This is a genomic window from Pseudomonas sp. YuFO8 (assembly GCF_035065025.1).
GTDB classification, from domain to species: Bacteria; Pseudomonadota; Gammaproteobacteria; order Pseudomonadales; family Pseudomonadaceae; genus Aquipseudomonas; species Aquipseudomonas putida_AE.
The window spans coordinates 330,667-355,987 of record NZ_JAXDEQ010000001.1; the positions used below are offsets into that span (position 1 = coordinate 330,667).

General features: G+C 57.6%; 28 protein-coding genes and 1 tRNA gene. 25 read left to right on the plus strand and 4 right to left on the minus strand.

Annotated elements, in window-relative coordinates; all coding sequences use genetic code 11:
- Positions 1–626 precede the first annotated feature (626 nt).
- Complete coding sequence (locus SOP95_RS01525; RefSeq protein ID WP_046820678.1) at positions 627–1,571, plus strand: Abi family protein; 945 nt, start codon at positions 627–629, stop codon at positions 1,569–1,571.
- A gap of 278 nt (positions 1,572–1,849) precedes the next feature.
- Here the strand turns inward: SOP95_RS01525 and SOP95_RS01530 are convergent, their stop codons facing one another.
- Positions 1,850–2,161 (minus strand): DUF3077 domain-containing protein, encoded by a 312-nt coding sequence (locus SOP95_RS01530; protein ID WP_323605673.1) that lies wholly within the window; start codon positions 2,159–2,161, stop codon positions 1,850–1,852.
- 520 nt (positions 2,162–2,681) lie between these two features.
- On the opposite strand from SOP95_RS01530, the gene SOP95_RS01535 reads away from it, so the two are divergent.
- The 3 genes from SOP95_RS01535 (at position 2,682) to SOP95_RS01545 (ending at position 4,485) form a co-directional block, all read left to right on the plus strand.
- Complete coding sequence (locus SOP95_RS01535; protein WP_323605739.1) at positions 2,682–3,014, plus strand: HVO_A0114 family putative DNA-binding protein; 333 nt, start codon at positions 2,682–2,684, stop codon at positions 3,012–3,014.
- A gap of 269 nt (positions 3,015–3,283) precedes the next feature.
- Positions 3,284–3,649, plus strand: coding sequence for a hypothetical protein (locus SOP95_RS01540; RefSeq protein ID WP_323605675.1), 366 nt, complete (start codon positions 3,284–3,286; stop codon positions 3,647–3,649).
- A gap of 26 nt (positions 3,650–3,675) precedes the next feature.
- Positions 3,676–4,485, plus strand: coding sequence for an HsdM family class I SAM-dependent methyltransferase (locus tag SOP95_RS01545; RefSeq protein ID WP_323605676.1), 810 nt, complete (start codon positions 3,676–3,678; stop codon positions 4,483–4,485).
- A 220-nt stretch (positions 4,486–4,705) separates the two neighbouring features.
- Here SOP95_RS01545 and SOP95_RS01550 read toward each other — a convergent pair whose 3' ends face one another.
- Together SOP95_RS01550 and SOP95_RS01555 are read right to left on the minus strand one after the other, a co-directional pair.
- Positions 4,706–5,035 carry a hypothetical protein gene (locus SOP95_RS01550; protein WP_323605677.1) on the minus strand — a complete coding sequence of 110 codons (330 nt, stop codon included), beginning with the start codon at positions 5,033–5,035 and terminating at the stop codon, positions 4,706–4,708.
- Positions 5,036–5,195: 160 nt separating this feature from the next.
- Positions 5,196–5,280 (minus strand) — tRNA-Leu (locus tag SOP95_RS01555).
- Positions 5,281–5,385: 105 nt separating this feature from the next.
- Between SOP95_RS01555 and queA the strand changes: the two genes are divergently transcribed.
- From queA to SOP95_RS01590, 7 genes are all read left to right on the plus strand, one after another.
- Entirely contained in the window at positions 5,386–6,450 is a 1,065-nt protein-coding gene (gene queA, locus SOP95_RS01560) for a tRNA preQ1(34) S-adenosylmethionine ribosyltransferase-isomerase QueA (protein WP_323605679.1), read from the plus strand.
- Between the two features lie 14 nt (positions 6,451–6,464).
- Positions 6,465–7,580, plus strand: coding sequence for a tRNA guanosine(34) transglycosylase Tgt (gene tgt / locus SOP95_RS01565; protein WP_274077280.1), 1,116 nt, complete (start codon positions 6,465–6,467; stop codon positions 7,578–7,580).
- Positions 7,581–7,623: 43 nt separating this feature from the next.
- The gene (gene yajC, locus SOP95_RS01570; RefSeq protein WP_016773317.1) at positions 7,624–7,962 is read left to right on the plus strand and encodes a preprotein translocase subunit YajC; all 339 of its coding nucleotides are present in this window, start codon (positions 7,624–7,626) and stop codon (positions 7,960–7,962) included.
- Between the two features lie 63 nt (positions 7,963–8,025).
- A complete protein-coding gene (gene secD / locus SOP95_RS01575; protein ID WP_323605687.1) occupies positions 8,026–9,894 on the plus strand; it encodes a protein translocase subunit SecD in 1,869 nt (622 codons plus the stop codon).
- 9 nt (positions 9,895–9,903) lie between these two features.
- Positions 9,904–10,818 (plus strand): protein translocase subunit SecF, encoded by a 915-nt coding sequence (secF, locus tag SOP95_RS01580; RefSeq protein WP_274077271.1) that lies wholly within the window; start codon positions 9,904–9,906, stop codon positions 10,816–10,818.
- A gap of 120 nt (positions 10,819–10,938) precedes the next feature.
- Positions 10,939–11,490, plus strand: coding sequence for a glycine zipper 2TM domain-containing protein (locus SOP95_RS01585; protein WP_323605688.1), 552 nt, complete (start codon positions 10,939–10,941; stop codon positions 11,488–11,490).
- 315 nt (positions 11,491–11,805) lie between these two features.
- Positions 11,806–13,230: an IS1182 family transposase gene (locus SOP95_RS01590; RefSeq protein ID WP_323605689.1), complete on the plus strand. Its 1,425-nt coding sequence runs from the start codon at positions 11,806–11,808 to the stop codon at positions 13,228–13,230.
- Between the two features lie 127 nt (positions 13,231–13,357).
- Here the strand turns inward: SOP95_RS01590 and suhB are convergent, their stop codons facing one another.
- The gene (suhB, locus tag SOP95_RS01595; RefSeq protein ID WP_323605690.1) at positions 13,358–14,176 is read right to left on the minus strand and encodes a type III secretion system regulator SuhB; all 819 of its coding nucleotides are present in this window, start codon (positions 14,174–14,176) and stop codon (positions 13,358–13,360) included.
- Positions 14,177–14,322: 146 nt separating this feature from the next.
- Between suhB and trmJ the strand changes: the two genes are divergently transcribed.
- The 14 genes from trmJ (at position 14,323) to SOP95_RS01665 (ending at position 25,319) form a co-directional block, all read left to right on the plus strand.
- Entirely contained in the window at positions 14,323–15,093 is a 771-nt protein-coding gene (trmJ, locus tag SOP95_RS01600; RefSeq protein ID WP_274077269.1) for a tRNA (cytosine(32)/uridine(32)-2'-O)-methyltransferase TrmJ, read from the plus strand.
- 2 nt (positions 15,094–15,095) lie between these two features.
- Positions 15,096–15,872 (plus strand): serine O-acetyltransferase, encoded by a 777-nt coding sequence (cysE, locus tag SOP95_RS01605; protein ID WP_323605692.1) that lies wholly within the window; start codon positions 15,096–15,098, stop codon positions 15,870–15,872.
- 285 nt (positions 15,873–16,157) lie between these two features.
- Complete coding sequence (gene iscR, locus SOP95_RS01610; RefSeq protein WP_007903581.1) at positions 16,158–16,649, plus strand: Fe-S cluster assembly transcriptional regulator IscR; 492 nt, start codon at positions 16,158–16,160, stop codon at positions 16,647–16,649.
- Between the two features lie 50 nt (positions 16,650–16,699).
- Positions 16,700–17,914 (plus strand): IscS subfamily cysteine desulfurase, encoded by a 1,215-nt coding sequence (locus SOP95_RS01615; RefSeq protein ID WP_034150842.1) that lies wholly within the window; start codon positions 16,700–16,702, stop codon positions 17,912–17,914.
- A gap of 101 nt (positions 17,915–18,015) precedes the next feature.
- Positions 18,016–18,402, plus strand: a complete 387-nt coding sequence (gene iscU, locus SOP95_RS01620; RefSeq protein ID WP_046820395.1) for a Fe-S cluster assembly scaffold IscU — start codon at positions 18,016–18,018, stop codon at positions 18,400–18,402.
- Between the two features lie 34 nt (positions 18,403–18,436).
- The gene (gene iscA, locus SOP95_RS01625; RefSeq protein ID WP_003227904.1) at positions 18,437–18,760 is read left to right on the plus strand and encodes an iron-sulfur cluster assembly protein IscA; all 324 of its coding nucleotides are present in this window, start codon (positions 18,437–18,439) and stop codon (positions 18,758–18,760) included.
- Between the two features lie 8 nt (positions 18,761–18,768).
- Positions 18,769–19,290, plus strand: a complete 522-nt coding sequence (gene hscB / locus SOP95_RS01630) for a co-chaperone HscB (RefSeq protein WP_323605699.1) — start codon at positions 18,769–18,771, stop codon at positions 19,288–19,290.
- Positions 19,291–19,341: 51 nt separating this feature from the next.
- The gene (gene hscA, locus SOP95_RS01635) at positions 19,342–21,204 is read left to right on the plus strand and encodes a Fe-S protein assembly chaperone HscA (RefSeq protein WP_274077267.1); all 1,863 of its coding nucleotides are present in this window, start codon (positions 19,342–19,344) and stop codon (positions 21,202–21,204) included.
- A 2-nt stretch (positions 21,205–21,206) separates the two neighbouring features.
- Complete coding sequence (gene fdx, locus SOP95_RS01640) at positions 21,207–21,548, plus strand: ISC system 2Fe-2S type ferredoxin (RefSeq protein WP_274077266.1); 342 nt, start codon at positions 21,207–21,209, stop codon at positions 21,546–21,548.
- Positions 21,549–21,562: 14 nt separating this feature from the next.
- Positions 21,563–21,763, plus strand: a complete 201-nt coding sequence (iscX, locus tag SOP95_RS01645) for a Fe-S cluster assembly protein IscX (protein WP_274077265.1) — start codon at positions 21,563–21,565, stop codon at positions 21,761–21,763.
- Between the two features lie 195 nt (positions 21,764–21,958).
- A complete protein-coding gene (gene ndk, locus SOP95_RS01650) occupies positions 21,959–22,384 on the plus strand; it encodes a nucleoside-diphosphate kinase (RefSeq protein ID WP_024014216.1) in 426 nt (141 codons plus the stop codon).
- 28 nt (positions 22,385–22,412) lie between these two features.
- Positions 22,413–23,555, plus strand: coding sequence for a 23S rRNA (adenine(2503)-C(2))-methyltransferase RlmN (gene rlmN, locus SOP95_RS01655; RefSeq protein ID WP_274077264.1), 1,143 nt, complete (start codon positions 22,413–22,415; stop codon positions 23,553–23,555).
- Between the two features lie 16 nt (positions 23,556–23,571).
- A complete protein-coding gene (gene pilW, locus SOP95_RS01660; protein ID WP_323605702.1) occupies positions 23,572–24,330 on the plus strand; it encodes a type IV pilus biogenesis/stability protein PilW in 759 nt (252 codons plus the stop codon).
- Positions 24,330–25,319, plus strand: coding sequence for a RodZ family helix-turn-helix domain-containing protein (locus tag SOP95_RS01665; protein WP_323605704.1), 990 nt, complete (start codon positions 24,330–24,332; stop codon positions 25,317–25,319). The genes pilW and SOP95_RS01665 overlap by 1 nt, the downstream gene beginning before the upstream one ends.
- The last annotated feature ends 2 nt before the right edge of the window (positions 25,320–25,321 follow it).

Consider the following 25,321-nt stretch of genomic DNA (forward strand, 5'->3'; position numbering starts at 1 on the left):
GGTTCTGCCTACGACTATCCATTAAGTCTAGATGAGTGGTGCACGGGGCGTTCACGCACTGGCCTAATGCCCGGAGGGCTTGTCGATGGCTGATATATAGCAAGCATTGCAGGGGAGAAGAAGTATCAGAACCGTAGGTATTTTCAGGGAGCAGATGCGTTGATCCACTACGCTGTCCTTTGTAGGAGCGAGCTTGCTCGCGAATAACGCAAGGTATCCACTTTCCTTGTTGAATGCCCCCGCTTGGAGGTCGACGCAGAAGTCCGAGCCCGCGTCAGCACTTCATAGCATCATCAAACAGCGCCTCAATCATCGCCTTCAAACAATCAGCAGCCCCCTGCTTTTTCGCAATGGCCTGACAACAACCGCAGTGCTCTGTTCAGGCCGCTGTAAGAGGTGGATATAACCTGTAACAAACCGCCGAATCACGAATGAACCCTGACGTTTGCCGCGTTTAATGTGATGTCGACATTGACATAGTCATTAGGCTACGGCAGCATGGATCCCAATCGCGCCCGATCCTCTGGTGCTGGCTCAGTCCGGCATTACGTTCGGGCCTTCTTGTTTATGGAACATGGACGTTGCCTAATCCAGCCCCTCCGAAGCCTTTCCTTACGTATCCTGACATGGTTGCGCTCCTGACCAGCAGGGGGGTGCAAATCGATGACCCGTCACGTGCAGAACGCAAACTCGCGCAGCTAGGGTATTACCGCCTCAGCGGATTCTGGTACCCGGCGCGGGAATTCAAAATGAACGGCCTTCAGCAAGAAGTCTGCCCGGTCGCGGGCAAGCCTCTTCGTCTGGACACTTTCCAAGCGGCCACCTCTTTCGATGCGATCGTAGACCTTTACCAGTTCGATAAACGATTGCGAATGCTCATGCTGGATGCGGTCGAGCGCCTGGAGGTCCACCTCAAGACCATAACGGCTCACGAGGTTGGGTATCACGACCCGATGGCCTACACCAATGTGAAATTCATTCTGTACAAATGGACCCAGCCATACACGGACAGCCGTGGTAAAGCGCGGAACAAGTGGACAGAGTGGAGTCTGAAACAGCAGTCGCATATTGCGCGGAGCAAGGAAGACTGCATTCAGTGGCACTTGCGAGCCGGTAAGTCCATTCCTGTTTGGGTCGCCGTGGAAGCTTGGGACTTCGGGGATCTTTCGGAGTTCTTCGAGCTGCTCACCAGCAAATATCAGAATCTAATACTCGCACGCCTCGGTTTGAACAACGCCAAGATGCTCAGCCGGTGGATGCAGCAGATCAGCCATTTGCGCAACCGCTGTGCTCACCATACCCGCATCTGGAATCAGGCTTCGGGTAACCCGTTATCGGTCCCCTTGGAGCCGTATTTCCAGGTATTGGGGCTGGATCAGCATGCGCTGAAGCGGCTGTACGGGTTAATTGCGGTCACATGGTTTCTACTACAGAAGATCGCCCCCGCTTCGACCTGGATCAACGACGTTGCGGATCTGATCGATCGCAAGCCTGCTATGCCCGGCTGCACTTTCAAAGCGATGGGGTTTCCAGATGAAACTGGCTTTCCTCGAAAACTGTTCGGGATCTAACTGACTTCGGTACTAACTCCGAAAAACTCGGGCTATTACCCACCAGACAGATACACCCCTGCGCCAGCCTGCTCGCAAACGTGCCTGCTCAGCGACCATCAATGCTGATGGTGCATCGCAATCACAGCCCACTCACCCAAAGGGGCCAAACAATGCCCGTCAGCCCACCACAACCCCTGTGGGAGCGGGCTTGCCCGCGAAAGCGCCAGCCCATCCAACACAAATGCCGAATCAACCAACACCATCCCAAACCACCCACACCCCACAGGCCTCAACCACTAACCCTCAGCCTTCGCCCCCGCCCGCTTGGATACCGGCGAACAAGTCCGATCCCGAGTAAGCACCTTCACCGCATCATCCACCAACGCCTTGCTCATCGAAGTCAGATAATGCGCAGCCCAGGCATGACGATCAGTGTCCCTGGCATAAGCGGCATCTTCAGTGAGTGTCTTGGCCAGGAACAGAAAGTCGGAGGCCATGGACAACGCATCGCCAAGAGGAACGCCGCGAGTGACATGAAACAGCGCTTGATCCGCGCAGTAGATCGCGGGCGTCAGGCCGATGGTTTTGAGTTCAGTTTGTTCAGTCATTGGCCACCTCCGAGGATGGAGAGGCAATGGGGGAGGGCGTCACGCGATTGGGAATTGCGTAGAGGGGAAAGCCAAATTTCAAACGGATTGATACTGCGCATTATCCAACTCCTTGATATGAGGAGCTGCCACGTTCGTTACCACACGAATGGGTGACAGCTGTGCGCAGGGTGGTAAACCGGGTATCAAGGAAACCGGCACGCCCGAGGGCGTCCCACGCACAGCCGCCATAACTCACGCCGCAGGCATAAAAAAAGCGCCTGATGACGTGATTGGGGCGCTGTAGCGCCTTGAATAACTCGGGTTACCACACCCGGTCGCTGAATTGGCAGCGACGGTGGGAGGGTATCGTGCAGACCATTTTCTCGCAACCTTGGAATGAAACGGTTCTAAATCAACGTTGTGAAGTAATGTGGTCCATCCCCTTTGTTTGAAGCTGACACATCGCGGTGATCGTCTCGACGATGCTTATGAGGCACTGATACAATTCTCCATATTTTAGGCGTTCTGAGTGACTTCGATGAATCGATGCATCGCTGGCGTCCGCCGGCCAGGTGAACCGACTCGTACTCAAAATGAGCATGATGAGCGTGATCTGCCTACCGTTTGGTTCAGCTCGATGGCTTCACTTGCCGCTGTGCTGTCTGATGATAATCGCGCTTTGTTACGAACCATCCAACATCATCGTCCTAGGTCGTTGACGGAGCTTGCTGAGATTACTGGTCGTAAGGTGCCAAACCTTTCCCGTACGCTCAGAATGATGGCAGGTTATGGCTTAGTAAAACTAAACAGAAATATGCGAGAAATCGAACCAGTGGCGTTGGTTACCAAGTTTCTCGTGGTGCTGGAGTAATGGGCATCAATACTAAATGTAATCAAGTAGGTATTGGTCCGTTAAATAGGTGCGATTAAAAAAATGAGTTTTGAAACTAGATCGCAACGACTTACCAGAAGATCTAATGCGCGGTTAGTTTTTTTAGTCGCAGCGTTGCCCAATTTTTTTGAAATGTTTCATAACGATTTTTCCGAAAGGCTGTACGGTGTGGGGGGCAAGCTCGATAATTATTTGAAGCCCCTATCGAATAAAAGTGAAGAGAGGTTGGTTGCTTAATGGCATTTACTATGAGTATTTCAGAGATAATTGCCAGCGATAAGACGGGGCTGTTAGCTAAACATCGCTCCTGGCAGAGGGTTTCTTTGTCGAAGGTTGCGTTTGTATTGAATGGTGCTCCTTTTAGTTCGAGTTTATTTAGTACGACAACCGGATTTCCTTTAATACGTATTCGCGACATTATGCTGGGAAGTACATCCACATTTTATACTGGAGAATACGATGAAAATTTTGTCGTGCGCTCGGGTGATTTGCTTGTAGGAATGGATGGGGACTTTAATTCGGCATTTTGGGGTGCAAAACCTGGACTTTTGAATCAGCGTGTTTGCAAGATAGTTCCCTATCGCGCGAGGAAACTTTTCATGGTAATGAAATAGTTCCCAATACACGACGATTGTGTCTAATGAATCTATTTCTACATGATATAGGGGAGCTCGTAGGCGAGCCATCCGTTGATCGTTCAGATGCGTTAATTTCTGAACCAAAAATGCGTGTTGATTATGTTTTGGCTAATCCACCTTTTGGGAAAAAAAGCAGTATGACTATCACCAATGAAGAAGGTGATGAGGATAAAAATGCTTTAATGTATGAGCGTCCCGATTTTTGGGAAACTACAGCTAACAAACAGTTAAATTTTTTGCAGCATATAGTTTCCTTGCTAAAGGTCGACGGAAAAGCCGCAGTAGTATTGCCCGATAACGTTTTATATGAAGGAGGGGCTGGTGAAAAAATCAGGAAGCAGCTTCTGGAAACGTGTGATGTGCATACTATATTGCGCTTGCCTACAGGGATTTTCTATGCGAATGGTGTAAAGGCGAATGTGGTGTTTTTTGACGCTAAGCCTAACGATGGCAATACGCAAACTAAGGGAATTTGGTTTTATGACCTACGGACAAATCAGCATTTTACGCTTAAGACTAGGCCGTTAAAGTTTTTAGATCTTCGCGACTTTGTAAATTGCTTCAGGCCAGATAATCGTGGCGATCGAACTGAAACTGATCGTTTTCGATATTACAGCTATGAGGATCTTATTGTTCGTGAAAAAACCAGTTTGGACTTATTCTGGTTAAAGGATGAGTCGTTGGATAGCTATGATAATTTACCTGCGCCAGATGTATTGCAGCTTGAAATAATTGATCACTTAGAAGCGGCGCTACTCGCTTTTCGTGATGTTGCTGCGGAGCTGCCTAGCTCGGCTACTAATAAGGAATAACCTGTCGATGGCTAGGGAATTCGTTTAAGTGATTTAGCTAAAAAAGCCGACTGTTGTCGGCTTTTTTGTTTCGATAGCGTTAAATTGCAAGGTCCTCCCGCGATGTGCAGAGAGAAGTTCGATCCGGGGGAAAGGGGGCAGGATCATTATTGGAAGACGTGGCGACCAGCGCCGGCCCAGCTATCTGTCGCTTCCCGCTTTTTAGGTCGTGCGCCTTCATTCATTGAATGTCTTTCAGATAATCCTTGAGCTCGATGAGGGGGGCATCAAGCTGCTCCATCGTCTGAATGCTGCCAAATTCACCTGCCAACCTCCCCAACTCCCGCCCCAACGGCTTATCCACACCCCCAACCGCCTCCAACGCCAACCCCACACACTCCCCCACCTTCACCTGAATCCCCTCAACATCCCCTCGCCGCACCAGCAGCTCAAACACATCCCGCTGGTAATCACCCATGACCAGATCGTCACGCAAAATCGGGCTTGAATCTTCCGATTCGTAAACCAGCTTGAGGGAGAAGAGGGCGACGGTTTCCAGGTGTAATTCCATGGGGGGAATCCTTGTGAAATGTTCCGGCGGTGCGGGTGGCGTGGAAGGGCAAGGGGCGAAAGCATCGCCAGCAGGCTGGCTCCCACAGGGTGTGTGGGGTGTCAGAGGCTTTATCGCGGGCGAAAAAAAAGGCCTTGCTAAGCAAGACCTTTCTTAATTTTGGTGCCCCGAGGGAGACTCGAACTCCCACTCCTTTCGAAAACGGATTTTGAATCCGCCGCGTCTACCAATTCCGCCATCAGGGCAATGGCCGCGGAGTATAGAGATGAGATAACCGCTGGTCAATCAGGTACATGGAGAATTTTTGATAATTCCGCTAGACTTCCCGGCCCTGCTAGACGAACCCCATCATGCGCGTTGCTGACTTTACTTTCGAGCTCCCTGATTCGCTGATCGCTCGCCACCCTTTGGCCGAGCGTCGCAACAGTCGCCTGTTGACCCTGGATGGGGTCAGCGGCGCCCTGGCACACCGTCAATTCACTGATTTGCTGGAGCATTTGCGTCCCGGCGACTTGATGGTGTTCAACAATACCCGGGTGATTCCGGCACGACTGTTTGGCCAGAAGGCTTCCGGCGGCAAGCTGGAAATCCTGGTGGAGCGGGTGCTCGACAGTCATCGCGTGCTGGCCCATGTGCGCTCCAGCAAGTCGCCCAAGCCGGGGTCGAAGATCCTGATCGACGGCGGTGGCGAGGCCGAGATGCTGGCGCGTCATGACGCGTTGTTCGAGCTGGGCTTTGCCGAGGAGGTGTTGCCGCTGCTCGATCGCGTCGGGCACATGCCGCTGCCTCCTTATATAGACCGCCCGGACGAGGGCTCGGACCGCGAGCGTTACCAGACCGTGTACGCCCAGCGTCTGGGCGCGGTGGCGGCGCCGACGGCGGGGCTGCATTTCGATCAGGTGCTGATGGAGGCGATTGCCGCCAAGGGCGTCGAGACCGCGTTCGTGACCCTGCACGTTGGCGCCGGCACTTTCCAGCCGGTGCGCGTGGAGAAGCTCGAAGACCACCACATGCACAGTGAATGGCTGGAAGTCGGCCAGGATGTGGTGGATGCAGTGGCTGCGTGCCGCGCTCGCGGTGGTCGTGTGGTGGCCGTGGGCACCACGAGTGTGCGGTCCCTGGAAAGTGCTGCGCGCGATGGCGTGCTCAAGCCATTCAGTGGCGACACCGACATTTTCATTTTCCCGGGCCGGCCGTTTCATGTGGTCGATGCCTTGGTCACCAACTTTCATTTGCCTGAATCCACGCTGTTGATGCTGGTTTCGGCGTTCGCCGGTTATCCCGAGACCATGGCTGCCTACAAGGCCGCGGTCGACAACGGTTACCGCTTTTTCAGTTACGGTGATGCGATGTTCATCACACGTAATCCTGCGCCGACTGCCCCTAAAGAATCGGGCCCAGAGGAAACTGTATGAGTCGCACCTGTCGTATGTCTTTCGAGCTGCTGGCCACTGATGGCAAGGCTCGTCGCGGTCGTTTGACCTTCCCGCGCGGTACCGTCGAGACCCCGGCCTTCATGCCGGTGGGCACGTACGGCACGGTCAAGGGCATGCTGCCACGGGATATCGAGGCGACCGGCGCTGAAATTATTCTGGGCAACACCTTCCACCTGTGGCTGCGCCCGGGTACGGAAGTGATCAAGAAGCACGGCGACCTGCACGATTTCATGCAGTGGAAAGGCCCGATCCTGACCGACTCCGGCGGTTTTCAGGTGTTCAGCCTGGGGGCCATGCGCAAGATCAAGGAGGAGGGCGTGACCTTCGCTTCCCCGGTCGACGGCGCCAAGGTGTTCATGGGCCCGGAAGAGTCGATGCAGGTCCAGCGTGACCTGGGCTCGGACATCGTGATGATTTTCGACGAATGCACGCCGTACCCGGCTGATGAAGACGTCGCCCGTATTTCCATGGAATTGTCCCTGCGTTGGGCCCAGCGCTCGAAAAACGCCCATGGCGAGAACACGGCGGCGCTGTTCGGTATCGTCCAGGGCGGCATGCACCAGGACCTGCGCATGCGCTCCCTGGAAGGCCTGGACAAGATCGGCTTCGACGGCCTGGCCATCGGCGGTCTGTCGGTGGGCGAGCCCAAGCACGAGATGATCAAGGTGCTGGATTACCTGCCGGGCATGATGCCGGCTGACAAACCTCGTTACCTTATGGGCGTTGGCAAACCGGAAGATCTCGTGGAGGGTGTGCGCCGCGGTGTGGACATGTTCGATTGCGTGATGCCAACCCGTAATGCCCGCAATGGGCATCTGTTCATCGATACCGGCGTGCTGAAGATCCGAAACGCGTTCCATCGCCATGATGATTCGCCGCTCGATCCGACCTGCGATTGCTATACCTGCCAGAACTTCTCCCGCGCTTACCTGCATCACCTGGACAAGTGCGGCGAAATGCTGGGAAGCATGCTCAATACCATCCATAACTTGCGTCATTATCAAGTGCTTATGGCTGGTTTGCGCGAGGCTATTCAACAGGGTACATTGGCCGCCTTTGTCGATGCCTTCTACGCCAAACGCGGGCTACCCGTGCCGCCTTTGGACTGAGTTTTCTGACCCCAAGATTCAACATTTGCAACTGGAGTGCTAAATGAGCTTTTTTATCTCTAATGCCATGGCTGACGCTGCTGCACCTGCTGCTGCCAGCCCAATGGGTGGCGGTTTTGAGTGGATTTTCCTGGTCGGCTTCCTGGTCATCTTCTACCTGATGATCTGGCGTCCACAGGCCAAGCGCGCCAAAGAGCAGAAGAACCTGCTGAGCAGCCTGCAAAAAGGTGACGAAGTTGTGACCACCGGCGGCATCGCTGGCAAGATCACCAAAGTGGCTGACGATTTCGTGGTTCTGGAAGTTTCCGACACCGTCGAAATGAAGTTCCAGAAAGGCGCCATCGCCGCCACGCTGCCAAAAGGCACGCTCAAAGCGATCTAAGTTTCAACTTCTACTCAATCGACGGGGCGCGCAAGGCGCCCCGCGTCATAAGCGGGCGGCGTGATGCTGAACAAATACCCTCTGTGGAAATACATTCTGATCCTGGCGGTGCTGGCGATCGGTCTGATTTATTCCGCTCCCAATCTATATCCTGATGACCCGGCCATTCAGGTCAGCGGCGCAAGCACTGCGCTGCAGGTCAATCAGGCTGATCTGGATCGCGTGAGCGCAGCGCTCAAGGAATCCGGGATCAACGTCAAGGCTGCCACCCTGGCTGCCAACGGCAAGGGCGGCTTGATTCGCCTGACCAAGGCTGAAGACCAGCTGCCGGCCAAAGACGTCGTGCGCAAGGCTTTGGGTGATGACTACGTCGTTGCACTGAACCTGGCGCAAACCACCCCGCAATGGCTGCGCAGCCTGGGCGCGCATCCGATGAAGCTGGGTCTGGACTTGTCCGGTGGTGTGCACTTCCTGCTCGAAGTGGACATGGACAAGGCCCTCGACGCACGCTTGAAAGTGTACGAAGGCGATGTGAAGAGCCTGTTGCGTAAAGAGAAACTGCGCTATCGCAGCCTGCCGCAACTCAATGGTGCCATCCAGCTGGGCTTCTCCGATGAAGACAGCCGTGAACAGGCCCGCAGCCTGATCCGCAAGAACTTCAACGATTTCGACATTGTTCCGGCCGACCTCAACGGTCAACCGGTGCTGCGTCTGGCGATGACCCCGGCCAAGCTGGCGGAAATCCGCGAATACTCCATCAAGCAGAACTTGACCACGGTACGTAACCGCGTCAACGAGCTGGGTGTTGCCGAACCGATCGTCCAGCGTCAGGGCGCCAATCGCATCGTGGTTGAGCTGCCGGGCGTGCAGGACACCGCGGAAGCCAAGCGTATCCTCGGCAAGACGGCCAACCTCGAGTTCCGTCTGGCGGCTGAGCCTGGCGCTTCGAAAGCCACTTCCGAATCCTTTGAGTTCCGTGAAGGCAACCGTCCGCCAGCACAGATCGAGCGTGGCCTGATCATCACCGGTGACCAGGTAACTGACGCCAAGGCTGGTTTCGGCGAGCACGGCACGCCAGAAGTGAACATCCGCCTGGATGGCCATGGTGGCGAGCTGATGAGCCGCGCGACCCGTTCGAACGTCGGTCGCAGCATGGCGGTGATCTTCATCGAGCAGCGTCCGGTCACCACTTACACCAAGCAAGTGGTTGATGGCGTCGAGAAAGACGTAGCGGTTCAGACGTTTAAAGAAGAGAAGAAGATCATCAGCCTGGCGACCATCCAGTCGCCGCTGGGTGCGCAGTTCCGTATCACCGGCCTGAATGGCCAGGGCGAGTCGTCCGAACTGGCGCTGCTGCTGCGTGCCGGTGGCCTGGCCGCTCCGATGTACTTCGCTGAAGAGCGCACCATCGGCCCGAGCCTGGGTGCGGACAACATCACCAAGGGTATCGATGCATCGCTGTGGGGCATGCTGTTCGTCTCGCTGTTCATCATCGCCATCTACCGCTTCTTCGGCATCATCGCCACCGTCGCACTGGCGGTGAACATGGTGATGCTGCTGGCCCTGATGTCGCTGCTGGGGGCAACGCTGACCCTGCCGGGTATCGCCGGTATCGTGTTGACCATGGGTATGGCGGTCGACGCCAACGTGCTGATCTTCTCGCGTATTCGTGAAGAGATTGCCGCGGGCATGACCGTGCAGCGTGCAATCAACGAAGGCTTCGGCCGGGCATTCACCGCGATTCTCGACGCCAACCTGACTACTTTGCTGGTCGGCGGGATTCTCTTTGCCATGGGCACCGGCCCGGTCAAGGGCTTCGCAGTGACCATGTCCCTCGGGATCTTTACCTCGATGTTCACGGCCATCATGGTGACCCGCGCGATGGTCAACCTGATCTTCGGCGGACGTGACTTCAAGAAGTTGTGGATTTAAGGGGCTGCCATGTTACGTACAATCAACTTCATGGGCGTCCGCAACTTTGCGTTCGGCGTCACATTGTTCCTTACCGTGCTGGCACTGTTCAGTGTCGCCACCAAGGGCATGAACTGGGGCCTGGACTTCACCGGCGGTACGCTCATCGAGCTGACCTACGAGCGTCCGGCCGACGTCACCCAGGTGCGTGAGCAACTGGTCAAATCGGGTTATCACGAAGCCATCGTGCAGAACTTCGGTGCCACCACCGATCTGCTGGTGCGCATGCCTGGCGAAGACCCGCAACTGGGTCACCAGGTGGCCGAGGCCTTGCAGAAGGTAGGCGGCGAAAACCCGGCAACCGTTAAGCGCGTCGAGTTCGTCGGCCCGCAGGTAGGTGAAGAGCTGCGCGACCAGGGCGGCCTCGGCATGCTGATGGCGCTGGGCGGCATCCTGATCTACCTGGCTTTCCGCTTCCAGTGGAAGTTCGCGGTCGGTGCGATCGTGTCCCTGATCCACGACGTGATCGTGACCATCGGTATCCTGTCGTTCTTCCAGATCACCTTCGACCTGACGGTGCTGGCGGCGGTACTGGCGATCATCGGTTACTCGCTCAACGACACCATCGTGGTATTCGACCGGGTTCGTGAGAACTTCCGGGTACTGCGCAAGGCCAGCCTGATCGAGAACATCAACATCTCGACCACGCAAACCCTGCTGCGCACCATGGCCACTTCGATCTCCACCTTGCTGGCGATCGCGGCCCTGTTGTTCTTCGGTGGCGACAACCTGTTCGGCTTCTCCATCGCCCTGTTCATCGGGGTGCTGGCGGGTACTTATTCGTCGATCTACATCGCCAACGTGGTGCTGATCTGGCTGAACCTGAGTTCCGAGGACCTGATTCCTGCTGCCAACACCGAGAAGGAAATCGACGACCGTCCTTGAAGGGCATTTCCTTCAGCGATGTAGTCCAAAAAAGGCGCGAGTTGAACTCGCGCCTTTTTTTATGCTCCAAGGCTGGGAGAAGCGCGGACAAGTGCCGCATGTGATGGTCAGGAGGTTCATGTGAACAAGTCGATGCTGGTTGGTGCGGTATTGGGTGCTGTCGGTGTAACTGCCGGAGGCGCTGTGGCCACCTACAGCCTGGTTAAAGATAACGGTCCCGAGTACGCGCAAGTACTCGCCGTTGAGCCGGTCAAGACACAAATCAAGACTCCACGTGAAGTGTGCAAGGATGTAGCTGTGACCCGGCAGGCGCCGGTGAAAGATCAACACCAGATCGCCGGTACCGTGGTAGGTGCACTGGCGGGCGGTCTGTTGGGTAACCAGATCGGCGGCGGCACCGGCAAGAAGATTGCCACGGTTGCAGGCGCTGTCGGTGGTGGTTATGCCGGTAACAAGGTCCAGGAGGGCATGCAGGAGCGTGACACCTACACCACGACCCAGACCCGTTGTAATACGGTGAATGACATCAGTGACAAGGTCGTGGGTTACGACGTGCGTTATTCGCTGGATGGCAAGGAAGGCAAGGTGCGGATGGATCGTGATCCGGGGAATCAGATTCCTGTGGATAAGGAAGGCAAGTTGGTTCTGTCGGAGAATCAGCAGGGTCAATGATCTGCTGGTAACGAGTTAAAAAAGCACCCTTCGGGGTGCTTTTTTTGTGCCCGCAATTTAAGCATCACCGCATTCCCCTTGTAGGAGCGAGCTTGCTCGCGAAAAAACCACAGGCGCCGCGTTCATCCAGAATTCACGCGTTATCGTTGACGACCTTCGCGAGCAAGCTCGCTCCTACAGTGGGGTTGTGGTGTTTTTGGGGGTGAATTGCGGGCATAAAAAAAGCACCCCGAAGCAGACTGTGTGAAAACCTAGCAATCTGCGCAGCGCTCAAAGAAAATGCTCCGTACCGAAAGATACGGAGCATTTTTCGTTATGGCCTACATCCAAGGAGAGTCCCGCAGGCAGACCAGCCTGTTTCCGGTCTCGCTGGAAGAACTGATCCCTGAGGATCACCTCGTTCGGGTTATTGACCTGTACGTCGCCAAGCTGGATCTCGTGCAACTGGGCTTTGATAAAGCGCTGCCCAAAAACACCGGGCGCCCCTCTTATGATCCTGCCGATCAGTTAAAACTCTACCTCTACGGCTATTTTCAGCGGATTCGCTCATCGCGGCGTCTCGAAGCCGAGTGCCTGCGCAACATCGAAGTGATGTGGTTGATCAACCGGCTCAAGCCCGACTTCAAGACCATCGCCGACTTTCGTAAAAACAACAAACCCGCCTTTGTGGCGACGTGCCGTGCCTTCGTCCGGTTTTGCCGCATGGCAGGTCTGATTGCAGGCGACTTGGTGGCCATCGATGGCAGCAAGTTTCAGGCTGTCGCTTCCTCACGGCGCCATATGAACCTCAAGCAACTCAAGCGTCAGGAAGAAAAGCTGGATAAGCGCATCGCTCAGTATCTGGCCGAACTGGATGAGGCTGACAAGGCCGAGGCGGGAGAAGTGATTGATCGCGGCGCAATCAAAACAGCGCTGGCGCAGCTTGAAGTTCGGCAGCAGGACAATCAGAGCTGCCAAGCGCTGATGAACTCGATGGGCCTGGAGCAGTTCAACACCCACGAAAGCGATGCCCGCATGATGCGCACGCCTAAGGGGCCGCGTGTGTCCTATAACGTGCAGAGTGCCGTGGATGCCGAGCATTGCCTGATTCTGCATCATGAGGTCACCCAGGATGGCGACGACCGCAAGCAACTCGAGCCAATGGCTAAAGCCGCCAAAGAACAGCTGGAACAAGATGCCCTGACCGTGACTGCCGATGCCGGCTACTCCAACGGCCAGCAGTTTCAGGCCTGCGAGGAGGCTTCGATTACCGTTTATGTGCCGCCCAACCGATCGGTCAATCCCGGCAGTCAGGAAGAGCCGCTCTTTGAGCGAAAAGACTTTGCCTACGATCCCCAACAAGATCGCTACCAGTGCCCGGCGGGCAAGTGGTTAACGCTCAAACAGCGCAACAAGGGTGATCGGATCTATCAGGCAGATGTCAGCGACTGCGCCGGTTGCTCGTTGAAATCCCAATGCACTGGTGCCCAGCGCCGCTACGTCTCACGCCATGCCCATGAAGAAGCCTTCGAGCGAATGGAGCAGCGAATGCTGGCCCATCCGCAGATGATGGCCAGCCGAAGATCCATCGTTGAGCACCCCTTCGGCAACCTGAAGCAGTGGGTGTTTGGCAACGCTCGTTTCCTGCTGCGCCAACTGGAGGGAGCGAGAGCGGAAATGGCCCTGGCAGTGAATGCCTATAACCTAAAACGTGCGATTAGCGTGCTCGGAGCCCGCCAGTTGATGGCATTAATGGGCTGAAAGGCCTTTTTTCGTCAGTCGCTCGCACAAAAACAAACGCCCCGAACAAGTCAGGGCGTTTGTTGGGCTGGCCTTCAGTGTGTTTTCACACAGTCTGCGAAGGGTGCTTTTTTCTGTCGCCGCAAGCTTAGCGCTTCAGCGAGGCCGGCAGGTGCGGCTGGATGGCCGTCAGCACTGCCTTGAAGCACTTGGTGTTACCGGCAACGACGTGGCCTTTTTCAAGGAAGTCGTGGCCGCCGGTGAAGTCGCTCACCAGGCCGCCTGCTTCCTGGATCAGCAGGGCGCCTGCTGCCATGTCCCACTCGGACAGGCCCGACTCCCAGAACGCGTCGAAACGGCCGGCAGCCACGTAGGCCAGGTCCAGGCTCGCCGAACCTGCGCGGCGGATGCCGGCGGTCTGGCCGACCAGGGCGCGGAACATGCCCAGGTAGTTGTCGAGGTTGTCCATCTGGTCGTCACGGAACGGGAAGCCGGTACCCAGCAGGGCGCCGTCCAGGCTGGTGCGGCCGCTGACGCGCAGGCGACGGCCGTTCAGTTGGGCGCCGCGACCACGGCTGGCGGTGAATTCTTCCTGGCGAACCGGGTCCAGGACCACGGCGTGTTCCAGGCGACCGCGGTATTTGCAGGCGATGCTGACAGCGAAGTGAGGAATGCCGCGCAGGAAGTTGCTGGTGCCGTCCAGCGGATCGATGATCCACAGGTACTCTTCGCCTTCGATGCCGCTGCCGGCGTGCAGGCCGGTCTCTTCACCCAGGATCGAGTGATTCGGGTACGCCTTGCGCAGTGCGTCGATGATTTTCTGTTCGGCGGCGCGGTCCACCTCGGATACATAATCCTTGGCGTCTTTTTCGTCGACCTTGATGGTATCCAGGCGCTCGATGGAGCGGAAGATCAATTCACTGGCGCTGCGGGCGGCGCGCAGCGCGATATTCAGCATGGGCTGCATGGATGTGTCACCTAAGGTTGTTAAAGAAAGCCGGGCATTCTATCAGAAAGTTTCTACAGGAGAAGGACGACGTTCGCTTTCATGGCTTAACGGTAGCTACAGCTGTAAGATTCGGCTCCCGATTATCGTGTTCGAGAGCGCCTCCCTTGCTGCAAAACATTCGTATCGTCCTGGTCAATACCAGTCATCCGGGCAATATCGGCGGGGCTGCGCGTGCCATGAAGAACATGGGCCTGTCGCGCCTGGTGCTGGTTGAGCCGCGCCTGTTCCCGCACCACGAGGCCGATGCCCGCGCTTCCGGTGCCGGTGACATCCTTGAAAACGCGCAAGTCGTCGCCACCTTGGAAGATGCCCTGGTCGGTTGCAACCTGGTGCTCGGCACCAGCGCCCGCGACCGGCGCATTCCCTGGCCACTGCTCGATCCGCGCGAATGCGGCACGAAGGTGGTCGAGGAAGCCGGGCAGGGCGCCGAGATCGCCCTGGTGTTCGGTCGTGAAGATTCCGGCCTGACCAACGAAGAGCTGCAGCGATGTCATTATCATGTGCACATCCCATCAGACCCTGAGTTCAGCTCGCTGAACCTTGGGGCAGCGGTGCAGGTGTTGAGTTATGAAGTGCGCATGTCCTTTTTGGCAGCCCAAGGTCAGCCGACCAAGGTCGAGAAGGAAGAAGTGGCATCGGTCAAGAGCGCTGAGCTGGCGACCATGGATGAGCTGGAGCGATTCTATGAGCACCTGGAGCAAACCCTGGTGGCCATCGAATTCCTCGATCCGGAAAAACCACGGCACTTGATGGCGCGCCTGCGCCGGTTGTACGGACGCAGCTCGGTCAGCCGGGCGGAAATGAATATTTTGCGTGGCATCCTCACGGAAACCCAGAAAGCGGCCCGTGGTGAGCTTCTTAAGCGGAAGGATTAAAGATGTTTGAGCGTTTGCGTGAAGATATCCAGAGCGTATTCCATCGAGACCCGGCGGCGCGTAACGCTTTTGAAGTCCTGACTTGCTATCCCGGTATGCATGCCATCTGGATTCACCGTCTGTCGGCCATGCTGTGGCGCGCAGACCTGAAATGGCTGGCGCGGCTGGTGTCGAACTTCGGTCGCTGGCTGACCGGGATCGAGATTCATCCGGGGGCCAAGGTGGGTCGACGTTTCTTCATTGACCATGGCATGGGCATTGTCATCGGTGAAACCGCCGAGATCGGCGATGATGTGACCATTTATCAGGGCGTGACCCTGGGTGGTACCAGCTGGAATAAAGGCAAGCGCCACCCGACGCTGGGTGATGGCGTGGTGGTGGGTGCCGGCGCCAAGGTGCTGGGGCCGTTCACGGTGGGTGCGGGTGCCAAGGTCGGATCCAACGCCGTGGTGACCAAGGAAGTGCCGCCGGGCGCCACTGTGGTGGGGATTCCGGGACGGATCATCGTCAAGCCCGACCAGGAGCTGGACGCCAAGCGCAAGGCCATGGCCGAGAAGATCGGCTTCGATGCCTACGGTGTGACCGAAGACATGCCGGACCCGGTGGCTCGCGCCATCAACCAGCTGCTTGACCACCTGCAGGCGGTCGATGGGCGCCTGGAGGGGATGTGCGGGGCGTTGAAGGATCTGGGCAGCAATTACTGTGCGAAAGATCTGCCTGAGCTGCGCGAAGAAGACTTTGCCTGCGTAAAAGACAAAGACCAAACCCAGGCCGGTTGATGTCCCGTAGGAGCTGCCGCAGGCTGCGATCTTTTGATTTTGATTTTAAAAGACAAGATCAAAAGATCGCAGCCTTCGGCAGCTCCTACGGGGGTTGTATTCGCAATTGCGGGTCGTAAACAGAAAAGTGCAGTACGCCGACCGGTGTGCCATTACGCCGCAGACCCTGCTATGATGCGCCCGCTCTTTTGCGGGTAAACCTGACTAAAGTACTAGGTCTTATAGTTGACTTAAATACTCGGGAATTGCATACTCGCCTCATTCCGAACTCCGTGGTAATTGTCCATGCGACTGACTACAAAAGGCCGATACGCCGTGACCGCCATGCTCGACCTGGCGTTGCACGCGCAGCACGGGCCCGTGTCCCTGGCCGATATCTCCGAGCGCCAAGGCATCTCCCTGTCCTACCTTGAGCAGCTGTTTGCCAAATTGCGCCGCAGCAATCTGGTGTCCAGCGTTCGCGGTCCGGGCGGCGGTTACCAGCTGTCTCGCGACATGCAGGGTATCCAGGTCGCCCAGGTGATCGATGCGGTGAACGAATCGGTCGATGCGACCAAATGCCAGGGCCAGGGTGATTGCCATCAAGGCGACACCTGTCTGACCCACCACTTGTGGTGCGATCTGAGCCTGCAGATTCACGAATTTCTGAGCGGTATCAGCTTGGCTGACCTTGTGACTCGCCGTGAGGTGCAAGAAGTAGCCCAGCGTCAGGATCAACGCCGTTGCAACAGCAAGGCGCCACGCCTGGACAAGATTGAAGCGTCCGCCGTCGAATGACAGCCAGAGAGCTAGCGGCACGCCAGCCAGCCTGATTTAGGAGATAGTCCATGAAATTGCCGATTTACCTTGATTACTCAGCGACTACCCCGGTTGATCCGCGTGTCGCGCAAAAGATGAGTGAATGCCTGCTGGTCGACGGAAACTTCGGTAACCCGGCGTCCCGTTCCCACGTGTTTGGCTGGAAAGCCGAAGAGTCCGTCGAAAACGCTCGTCGTCAGGTGGCCGACCTGGTCAATGCCGACCCGCGCGAAATCGTCTGGACCTCCGGTGCCACCGAATCCGACAACCTGGCAATCAAGGGTGCGGCACATTTCTATGCCACCAAAGGCAAGCACCTGATCACCACCAAGATTGAGCACAAGGCTGTCCTCGACACCATGCGCCAACTGGAGCGTGAAGGTTTCGAAGTGACCTACATCGAGCCTCGCACTGATGGCCTGGTTACCCCAGAGATGATCGAAGCCGAGCTGCGTGACGACACCATCCTGGTTTCGGTCATGCACGTGAACAACGAAATCGGCACCGTCAACGACATCGCCGCGATCGGTGAACTGCTGCGTTCCAAGGGCATCCTGTTCCACGTCGACGCCGCCCAGTCCACTGGTAAGGTCGAGATCGACCTGCAGAAACTGAAAGTCGACATGATGTCGTTCTCCGCCCACAAGACCTACGGTCCTAAAGGCATCGGCGCCCTCTACGTCAGCCGCAAGCCGCGCGTACGTATCGAAGCGACCATGCACGGCGGCGGTCACGAGCGCGGCATGCGTTCGGGCACCCTGGCGACCCACCAGATCGTCGGCATGGGCGAAGCGTTCCGTGTGGCCAAGGAAGACATGGCTGCCGAAAACGTGCGCATCAAGGCCTTGAGCGACCGTTTCTACAAGCAGGTCGAGCACCTGGAAGAGCTGTACGTCAACGGCAGCCTGACCGCCCGCGTTCCGCACAACCTGAACCTGAGCTTCAACTACGTTGAAGGCGAGTCGCTGATCATGGCGCTCAAGGACCTGGCGGTTTCGTCCGGTTCGGCCTGCACCTCGGCGTCCCTGGAGCCTTCGTACGTACTGCGCGCCCTGGGCCGCAACGACGAACTGGCACACAGCTCGATCCGCTTCACCTTCGGCCGTTTCACCACCGAAGAAGAAATCGATTACGCCGCGCAGAAGGTTTGCGAGGCCGTTACCAAGCTGCGCGCTCTGTCGCCGCTGTGGGACATGTACAAAGACGGCGTCGATATCTCGAAGATCGAGTGGGCGGCACACTAAATATAGAAGCCGCCAGGTACAGCTCCTGTAGCGACGCGGCGACTGACGCAGCGCAGCTACAGGGTCTCAAGAGCGGCCCTGATGAGTGAGGATTGAGAATCATGGCTTACAGCGAAAAGGTCATCGACCACTACGAAAACCCGCGTAACGTCGGCAAGATGAATGCCGAAGACCCGGATGTCGGCACCGGCATGGTCGGCGCCCCGGCATGCGGCGACGTGATGCGCCTGCAGATCAAGGTCAACGAAGCCGGCATCATCGAAGATGCCAAGTTCAAGACCTACGGCTGCGGTTCGGCCATCGCTTCCAGCTCCCTCGCCACCGAGTGGATGAAGGGCAAGACCCTGGACGAAGCGGAAACCATCAAGAACACCCAGCTGGCTGAAGAGCTGGCCCTGCCGCCAGTGAAAATCCACTGCTCCGTGCTCGCCGAAGACGCCATCAAGGCTGCCGTTCGCGACTACAAGCAGAAGAAAGGCTTGATCTGACTTTCAGTTTTTGGCGACGAGTAAGGAGTCACCGATGGCTATCAGCATGACAGAAGCGGCTGCTCGACACGTGCGGCGCTCCCTCGACGGGCGCGGCAAGGGTGAAGGGATCCGCCTGGGTGTTCGCACCACAGGCTGTTCCGGCCTTGCCTACGTGCTGGAGTTTGTCGACGAGGTGGTTGCAGAGGACCAGGTGTTCGAGAGTCACGGCGAGAAAGTGATCATCGACCCGAAGAGCCTGGCCTACCTGGACGGCACCGAGCTCGATTTCGTCAAGGAAGGGTTGAACGAAGGCTTCAAGTTCAACAACCCCAACGTGCGCGGTGAATGTGGCTGCGGCGAAAGCTTCAACATCTGAGGCTTGTCGTGGGTACTCCTTGTCATTTCGCTTTATTCGAGCTGCAACCGAGTTTCAACCTGGATCTCGACCAGTTGGCTACGCGCTACCGTGAGTTGGCGCGCAGTGTTCATCCGGACCGCTTTGCCGACGCTTCCGAGCGGGAGCAGCGGCTGGCGCTGGAGCAATCCGCGAGTCTCAACGAGGCCTACCAGACGCTCAAGAGTCCACCCAAGCGCGCGCGTTACCTGCTCGCCTTGAATGGTGGCGAGCTGCCGCTGGAGGTCACGGTGCATGATCCGGAGTTTCTGCTGCAACAGATGGAGTTGCGCGAAGAGCTCGAAGACCTGCAGGACAGCGCCGACCTCGATGGCGTCGCCGTCTTCAAGCGCCGCCTCAAGGCTGCCCAGGATGAACTGAACCAAAGCTTCGCAGCTTGCTGGGACGATGCCGTGCACCGCGAACAGGCCGAACGCCTGATGCGGCGCATGCAGTTCCTCGACAAGCTCACCTACGAAGTGCGCCAGCTGGAAGAGCGCCTCGACGATTAACCCAGTGCCGCTCCGGTCGCACGCCTGATATACAGATAAGTCCTGATAACGATGGCCCTACTGCAGATCGCCGAACCCGGCCAAAGTCCTCAACCGCACCAGCGTCGTCTGGCTGTGGGAATCGACTTGGGCACTACCAATTCGCTGGTCGCTGCATTGCGCAGTGGTCTTTCCGAGCCTCTGGCCGACGCGCAAGGGCAGGTTATCCTGCCGTCCGCCGTGCGTTACCACGCCGATCGCGTCGAAGTTGGCGAATCCGCCAAGCTGGCGGCCGCCACCGATCCCCTGAACACCGTGCTGTCGGTCAAGCGCTTGATGGGTCGTGGTCTGTCCGACGTCAAGCAACTGGGTGACCAACTGCCGTACCGCTTTGTCGGTGGCGAGTCGCACATGCCGTTCATCGACACCATCCAGGGCCCGAAAAGCCCGGTGGAAGTCTCCGCCGATATCCTCAAGGTCCTGCGTCAGCGCGCTGAAGCGACCCTGGGCGGCGAGCTGGTCGGCGCGGTGATCACCGTTCCGGCCTATTTCGACGACGCCCAGCGCCAAGCTACCAAGGACGCGGCCAAGCTGGCCGGCCTGAACGTGCTACGTTTGCTCAATGAGCCGACCGCAGCGGCGGTGGCCTACGGTCTGGACCAGCATGCCGAAGGCCTGGTGGCGATTTATGACCTGGGCGGCGGCACCTTCGATATCTCTATTCTGCGCCTGACCGGCGGTGTCTTCGAAGTCCTGGCTACCGGCGGCGACAGCGCCCTGGGCGGCGATGACTTCGACCACGCGATCGCTGGCTGGATCATCGAGAGCGCCGGCCTGTCCGCCGATCTCGACCCGGGCGCGCAGCGTCAACTGCTGCAAACCGCTTGCGCGGCGAAAGAAGCGCTGACCAATGCCCCGTCGGTCGAAGTGGTTCACGGCGACTGGAAAGCCGAGCTGACCCGCGAAGCCTTCGATGCCCTGATCGAGCCGATGGTCGCACGCAGCCTGAAAGCCTGCCGCCGTGCGGTACGTGATTCCGGTGTCGAGCTGGAAGACGTGCATGCGGTGGTCATGGTTGGCGGTTCAACCCGTGTGCCGCGTGTTCGCGAAGCCGTGGCTGAAGCCTTCGGTCGTCAGCCCCTGACTGAAATCGACCCGGATCAAGTGGTGGCCATCGGTGCCGCGATCCAGGCCGATACCCTGGCCGGCAACAAGCGCGATGGCGACGAACTGTTGTTGCTGGACGTGATTCCGTTGTCCCTGGGCCTGGAAACCATGGGCGGCCTGATGGAGAAGGTGATTCCACGCAACACCACCATTCCCGTCGCTCGCGCTCAGGACTTCACCACTTACAAAGACGGCCAGTCGGCCATGGCGATCCACGTGTTGCAGGGCGAGCGCGAGCTGATCAGCGACTGCCGCTCCCTGGCGCGCTTCGAATTGCGCGGTATTCCGGCGATGGTGGCGGGTGCGGCTAAGATTCGCGTGACCTTCCAGGTCGATGCCGATGGTTTGCTCAGTGTTTCCGCCCGCGAACTGGGTTCGGGCGTGGAAGCCAGCATCCAGGTCAAGCCGTCCTACGGCCTGACCGACGGCGAAATCGCCAAGATGCTCAAGGATTCGTTCCAGCACGCCAACGACGACAAGGTTGCCCGCGTACTGCGTGAGCAGCAGGTCGACGCCCAGCGCCTGATCGAAGCGGTGCAGGCGGCTCTTGAGGCTGACGGCGAGCGTTTGCTCGACGCCGACGAGCGCCTGGTCATCGACCTGCAGGTGCAGGAACTGACCGAACTGATGAAAGGCACCGATGGTTTCGCCATCGAGCAGCAGACCAAGCGTCTGTCGCAAGTGACCGACGCCTTTGCTGCCCGCCGCCTGGACTCGACGGTGAAAGCCGCGCTGGCGGGGCGCAACCTGAATGAGATTGAGGAATAACGATGCCGCAGGTCATTTTTCTGCCACACGAAAAGTTTTGCCCGGATGGCATGGTCGTGGAGGCTGAGCCAGGTATTTCCATCCTCGAACTGGCTCATGAACACCATATCGAGATGGAAAGTGCCTGCGGCGGCGTCTGTGCCTGCACCACGTGTCACTGCCTGATTCGCGAGGGTTTTGACTCGCTGGAAGAAGCTGACGAGCTGGAAGAGGACTATCTTGATCGGGCCTGGGGGCTTGAGCCTGTGTCCCGCCTGGGCTGCCAGGCCAAGGTCGGCACCGAAGACCTGACCGTTGAAATTCCGAAGTACTCGCTCAACCACGCAGCCGAAGCGCCGCACTGATTCAAGGAATTGTCATGAGTCTCAAGTGGACTGATGTGCTGGAAATCGCGATCCAGCTGGCTGAAAGCAAGCCTGAGGTCGACCCTATGTCGGTCAACTTCGTCGATCTGCGTAAATGGGTGATGGAATTGCCCGAATTCGACGACAAGCCTGAGCATTGTGGCGAGAAGATCCTGGAGGCCATTCAGGCCCACTGGATCGAAGAACGCGAGTAGGAGCTGACTCGCGAAGCGAGGCTGCGATCTTTCCGGTGCCACTTGAATCTCAAGCGAAAGGCCAGGATCAAAGGATCGCAGCCTTCGGCAGCTCCTACAGAGCGGGCGACCTGTACACAGTTAGGCAATACCCAAGAACCCGCGTATAATTCGCGGGTTTAATTTTTCGCAAATTACCGTTTCTGGAGTTACACCATGGCTGTTCAACGTACTTTCTCCATCATCAAGCCTGACGCAGTTGCTAAAAACGTGATCGGCAAGATCACCACTCGCTTCGAAGACGCTGGCCTGCGCGTTGTAGCTTCGAAACTGAAGCAACTGTCCAAAGCCGAAGCCGAAGGCTTCTACGCTGAGCACAGCGAGCGCGGTTTCTTCGGCGACCTGGTTGCCTTCATGACCTCCGGTCCGGTTGTTGTTCAGGTTCTGGAAGGCGAAAACGCTATCGCTCGCAACCGTGAGCTGATGGGCGCTACCAACCCTAAAGAAGCAGCTGCCGGCACCATCCGTGCTGACTTCGCTGAATCGATCGACGCCAACGCTGTACACGGTTCGGACTCCGAAGCCGCTGCCGCTCGCGAAATCGCATACTTCTTCGCAGCTACTGAAGTAACCACTCGCTAAGCATTGGCTTAAGAGTGAAGGTGAATCCATGACTACATCGACTGTAAAAACCAACCTGCTGGGTCTGACTCAACAGGAAATGGAAAAATTCTTCGACTCAATCGGGGAGAAGCGTTTCCGTGCCGGTCAGGTAATGAAATGGATTCACCACTTTGGCGTCGATGATTTCGACGCCATGACGAACGTCAGCAAGGCCTTGCGCGAAAAGCTCAAGGCTGTTGCTGAGGTCCGTGGTCCGGAAGTGGTCAGCGAGGACATCTCCAGCGACGGCACCCGTAAATGGGTGGTGCGCGTGGCGTCCGGCAGCTGCGTCGAGACCGTGTATATTCCCCAGGGCAAACGCGGCACCTTGTGCGTTTCGTCCCAGGCAGGCTGTGCCCTGGATTGCAGTTTCTGCTCCACCGGCAAGCAAGGCTTCAACAGCAACCTCACCGCCGCCGAAGTCATCGGCCAGGTGTGGATTGCCAACAAATCCTTTGGCAGCGTCCCGGCAACCGTCGACCGTGCCATCACCAACGTGGTGATGATGGGCATGGGTGAGCCGCTGCTGAACTTCGACAACGTCGTCGCGGCCATGCACCTGATGATGGACGACCTGGGCTACGGCATCTCCAAGCGCCGTGTGACCCTGTCGACCTCCGGCGTGGTGCCGATGATCGATGAGCTGTCCAAGCACATCGACGTCTCCCTGGCGTTGTCCCTGCACGCACCGAATGACGCATTGCGTAACCAATTGGTGCCGATCAACAAGAAGTATCCGCTTAAGATGCTCCTCGAGTCGTGCCAGCGCTACATGTCGTCTTTGGGCGAAAAGCGCGTGCTGACCATCGAGTACACCTTGCTCAAGGACATCAACGACAAGGTCGAGCACGCGGTCGAGATGATCGAGTTGCTGAAAAACATCCCGTGCAAGATCAACCTGATCCCGTTCAACCCGTTCCCGCATTCCGGGTACGAGCGGCCGAGCAACAACGCCATTCGCCGGTTCCAGGATCAGCTTCATCATGCCGGTTTCAACGTCACTGTTCGCACCACCCGTGGTGAAGACATCGACGCGGCCTGTGGTCAATTGGTAGGGCAGGTGCTGGATCGCACCCGTCGCAGCGAACGTTATATCGCCGTGCGTGAACTCAACGCCGACAACGATATGGCGTCGAACGCTGCGAAGTAATCAAGAGAGGATCTCCATGTCCCTGCGCTTTGCGCTGCTTTTGCTACTGGCCAGCCTCTGTGCTGGCTGTGTGCTTTCGGGCGACTACAACCCGATGAAGACCAGCAAAGGCCGTGACGAGGCGCGCGATGCCTACGTGCAACTGGGCATTGGATATTTGCAACAAGGCATGACTGAGCGCGCCAAGGTGCCCTTGAAAAAGGCACTGGAACTGGACGCCGCCGACCCGGACGCCAATGCGGCGCTGGGGCTGGTATTCCAGGCCGAAATGGAGCCCGACCTGGCTGACCGGCATTTTCGCAAGGCGCTGTCTTCCCGCCCCACCGATGCGCGAATCCTCAACAACTACGGCAGTTTTCTCTTCGAGCAGAAACGTTACAAGGAAGCCTACGAGCGCTTCGAACAGGCCGCCGCCGATACCCTGTATCCTGAGCGTTCACGCGTGTTCGAGAACCTGGGCATGACGGCCTCGATGCTCGGCCAGCGCGAGTTGGCCCAGCAACAACTGGAAAAAGCCCTGCGCTTGAATCGACAACAGCCTCGTGCATTGCTGGAAATGGCTGAGTTGTCTTACGAAGACAGGCATTATGTGCCCGCGCGTGACTATTACGATCGTTTTAGCCTGCTTACCGAGCAAAATGCACGTAGTCTATTGCTCGGCATTCGCCTGGCCAAAGTGTTTGATGATCGCGACAAGGCCGCCAGTGCTGGCCTGCAATTAAAACGACTCTATCCCGGTACACCGGAATATCAGCAATACCTGTCGGAGCAATGATGAAAGCGGCGCATCCTGAAGTTGTAGCAGCGAATCGCGTTAACCCCGGTGAGACCTTGCGCCAGGCCCGCGAAAGCAATGGCTGGTCGCTGGCCGAAGTGGCCCTCAAGCTCAACCTGACCGTCAGCTCCCTGAGCAATCTGGAAGCCGGTGCTTTCGACAAGCTGCCGGGGCACACCTTTGCCCGCGGTTACATTCGCGCCTATGCCAAATTGCTCGGCATGGACCAGGCCGTCCTGGTCCAGCAGTTCGACCAGTCCACCGGTACCGATTCCAAGGGCAGCAACGTGCACAGCCTGGGCCGTATCGAAGAGCCGGTGCGTGTGTCCCATACCATCCTGCGCATTGTCAGCCTGTTGCTGCTGGTGGCCGTGGTGGGTGGCGGTTTTGCCTGGTGGCAGGACCAGACTTCGCAGCGCACCAAGGATGTGGTCAGCCTGACCCCGGAACACGTTGAAGTAGAAGGCGCCGACGGCACCACCCAGATTCATCCGCTGGACGAGCCGGAAGACCAGGCTGTCGCGGAAGGTCAGACGGATAATGCAACGGCCCTGGCGTTGCCACAGGCCGAAACCGCGACCTCGGCACCGGCTGAAACGCCAGCGCCTGTTGCGCCAGTTACTGCTCCGATCGTCGCCACACCTGCAACACCAGCGCCGGCTGCTCCTGTCGCTGCAGCACCGGCTGCTCCAGCTGTGCCAGCACCAACCGCTGCCGCTCCAGCGCCAGCAGCGCCTGCTGTTGCAGGCCAGGGCCAGGTGCAATTGCAGTTCACCGCTGATTGCTGGACCCAGGTGACCGACGGCGCCGGCAAGGTGCTGTTGAGCGGTCTGAAGCGTAAAGGCGATAGCGTTTCCGTCAGTGGCAAGCCGCCGTTTTCCGTACGCCTGGGCTACGCCCGTGGCGCTCAGGTCAGCTACAACGGCCAGGCGGTCAATGTCGCTCCGTTCACCAGTGGCGAGACTGCTCGCCTGAAGTTGGGTCAATAAGT

Coding starts and splice junctions, on each gene's coding strand:
- SOP95_RS01525 (WP_046820678.1), top strand. CDS start 627: ATGGTTGCGCTCCTGACCAGCAGGGGGGTGCAAATCGATGACCCGTCA.
- SOP95_RS01530 (WP_323605673.1), bottom strand. CDS start 2,161: ATGACTGAACAAACTGAACTCAAAACCATCGGCCTGACGCCCGCGATC.
- SOP95_RS01535 (WP_323605739.1), top strand. CDS start 2,682: ATGAATCGATGCATCGCTGGCGTCCGCCGGCCAGGTGAACCGACTCGT.
- SOP95_RS01540 (WP_323605675.1), top strand. CDS start 3,284: ATGAGTATTTCAGAGATAATTGCCAGCGATAAGACGGGGCTGTTAGCT.
- SOP95_RS01545 (WP_323605676.1), top strand. CDS start 3,676: ATGAATCTATTTCTACATGATATAGGGGAGCTCGTAGGCGAGCCATCC.
- SOP95_RS01550 (WP_323605677.1), bottom strand. CDS start 5,035: ATGGAATTACACCTGGAAACCGTCGCCCTCTTCTCCCTCAAGCTGGTT.
- queA (WP_323605679.1), top strand. CDS start 5,386: ATGCGCGTTGCTGACTTTACTTTCGAGCTCCCTGATTCGCTGATCGCT.
- tgt (WP_274077280.1), top strand. CDS start 6,465: ATGTCTTTCGAGCTGCTGGCCACTGATGGCAAGGCTCGTCGCGGTCGT.
- yajC (WP_016773317.1), top strand. CDS start 7,624: ATGAGCTTTTTTATCTCTAATGCCATGGCTGACGCTGCTGCACCTGCT.
- secD (WP_323605687.1), top strand. CDS start 8,026: ATGCTGAACAAATACCCTCTGTGGAAATACATTCTGATCCTGGCGGTG.
- secF (WP_274077271.1), top strand. CDS start 9,904: ATGTTACGTACAATCAACTTCATGGGCGTCCGCAACTTTGCGTTCGGC.
- SOP95_RS01590 (WP_323605689.1), top strand. CDS start 11,806: ATGGCCTACATCCAAGGAGAGTCCCGCAGGCAGACCAGCCTGTTTCCG.
- suhB (WP_323605690.1), bottom strand. CDS start 14,176: ATGCAGCCCATGCTGAATATCGCGCTGCGCGCCGCCCGCAGCGCCAGT.
- cysE (WP_323605692.1), top strand. CDS start 15,096: ATGTTTGAGCGTTTGCGTGAAGATATCCAGAGCGTATTCCATCGAGAC.
- iscR (WP_007903581.1), top strand. CDS start 16,158: ATGCGACTGACTACAAAAGGCCGATACGCCGTGACCGCCATGCTCGAC.
- SOP95_RS01615 (WP_034150842.1), top strand. CDS start 16,700: ATGAAATTGCCGATTTACCTTGATTACTCAGCGACTACCCCGGTTGAT.
- iscU (WP_046820395.1), top strand. CDS start 18,016: ATGGCTTACAGCGAAAAGGTCATCGACCACTACGAAAACCCGCGTAAC.
- iscA (WP_003227904.1), top strand. CDS start 18,437: ATGGCTATCAGCATGACAGAAGCGGCTGCTCGACACGTGCGGCGCTCC.
- hscA (WP_274077267.1), top strand. CDS start 19,342: ATGGCCCTACTGCAGATCGCCGAACCCGGCCAAAGTCCTCAACCGCAC.
- fdx (WP_274077266.1), top strand. CDS start 21,207: ATGCCGCAGGTCATTTTTCTGCCACACGAAAAGTTTTGCCCGGATGGC.
- iscX (WP_274077265.1), top strand. CDS start 21,563: ATGAGTCTCAAGTGGACTGATGTGCTGGAAATCGCGATCCAGCTGGCT.
- ndk (WP_024014216.1), top strand. CDS start 21,959: ATGGCTGTTCAACGTACTTTCTCCATCATCAAGCCTGACGCAGTTGCT.
- rlmN (WP_274077264.1), top strand. CDS start 22,413: ATGACTACATCGACTGTAAAAACCAACCTGCTGGGTCTGACTCAACAG.
- pilW (WP_323605702.1), top strand. CDS start 23,572: ATGTCCCTGCGCTTTGCGCTGCTTTTGCTACTGGCCAGCCTCTGTGCT.
- SOP95_RS01665 (WP_323605704.1), top strand. CDS start 24,330: ATGAAAGCGGCGCATCCTGAAGTTGTAGCAGCGAATCGCGTTAACCCC.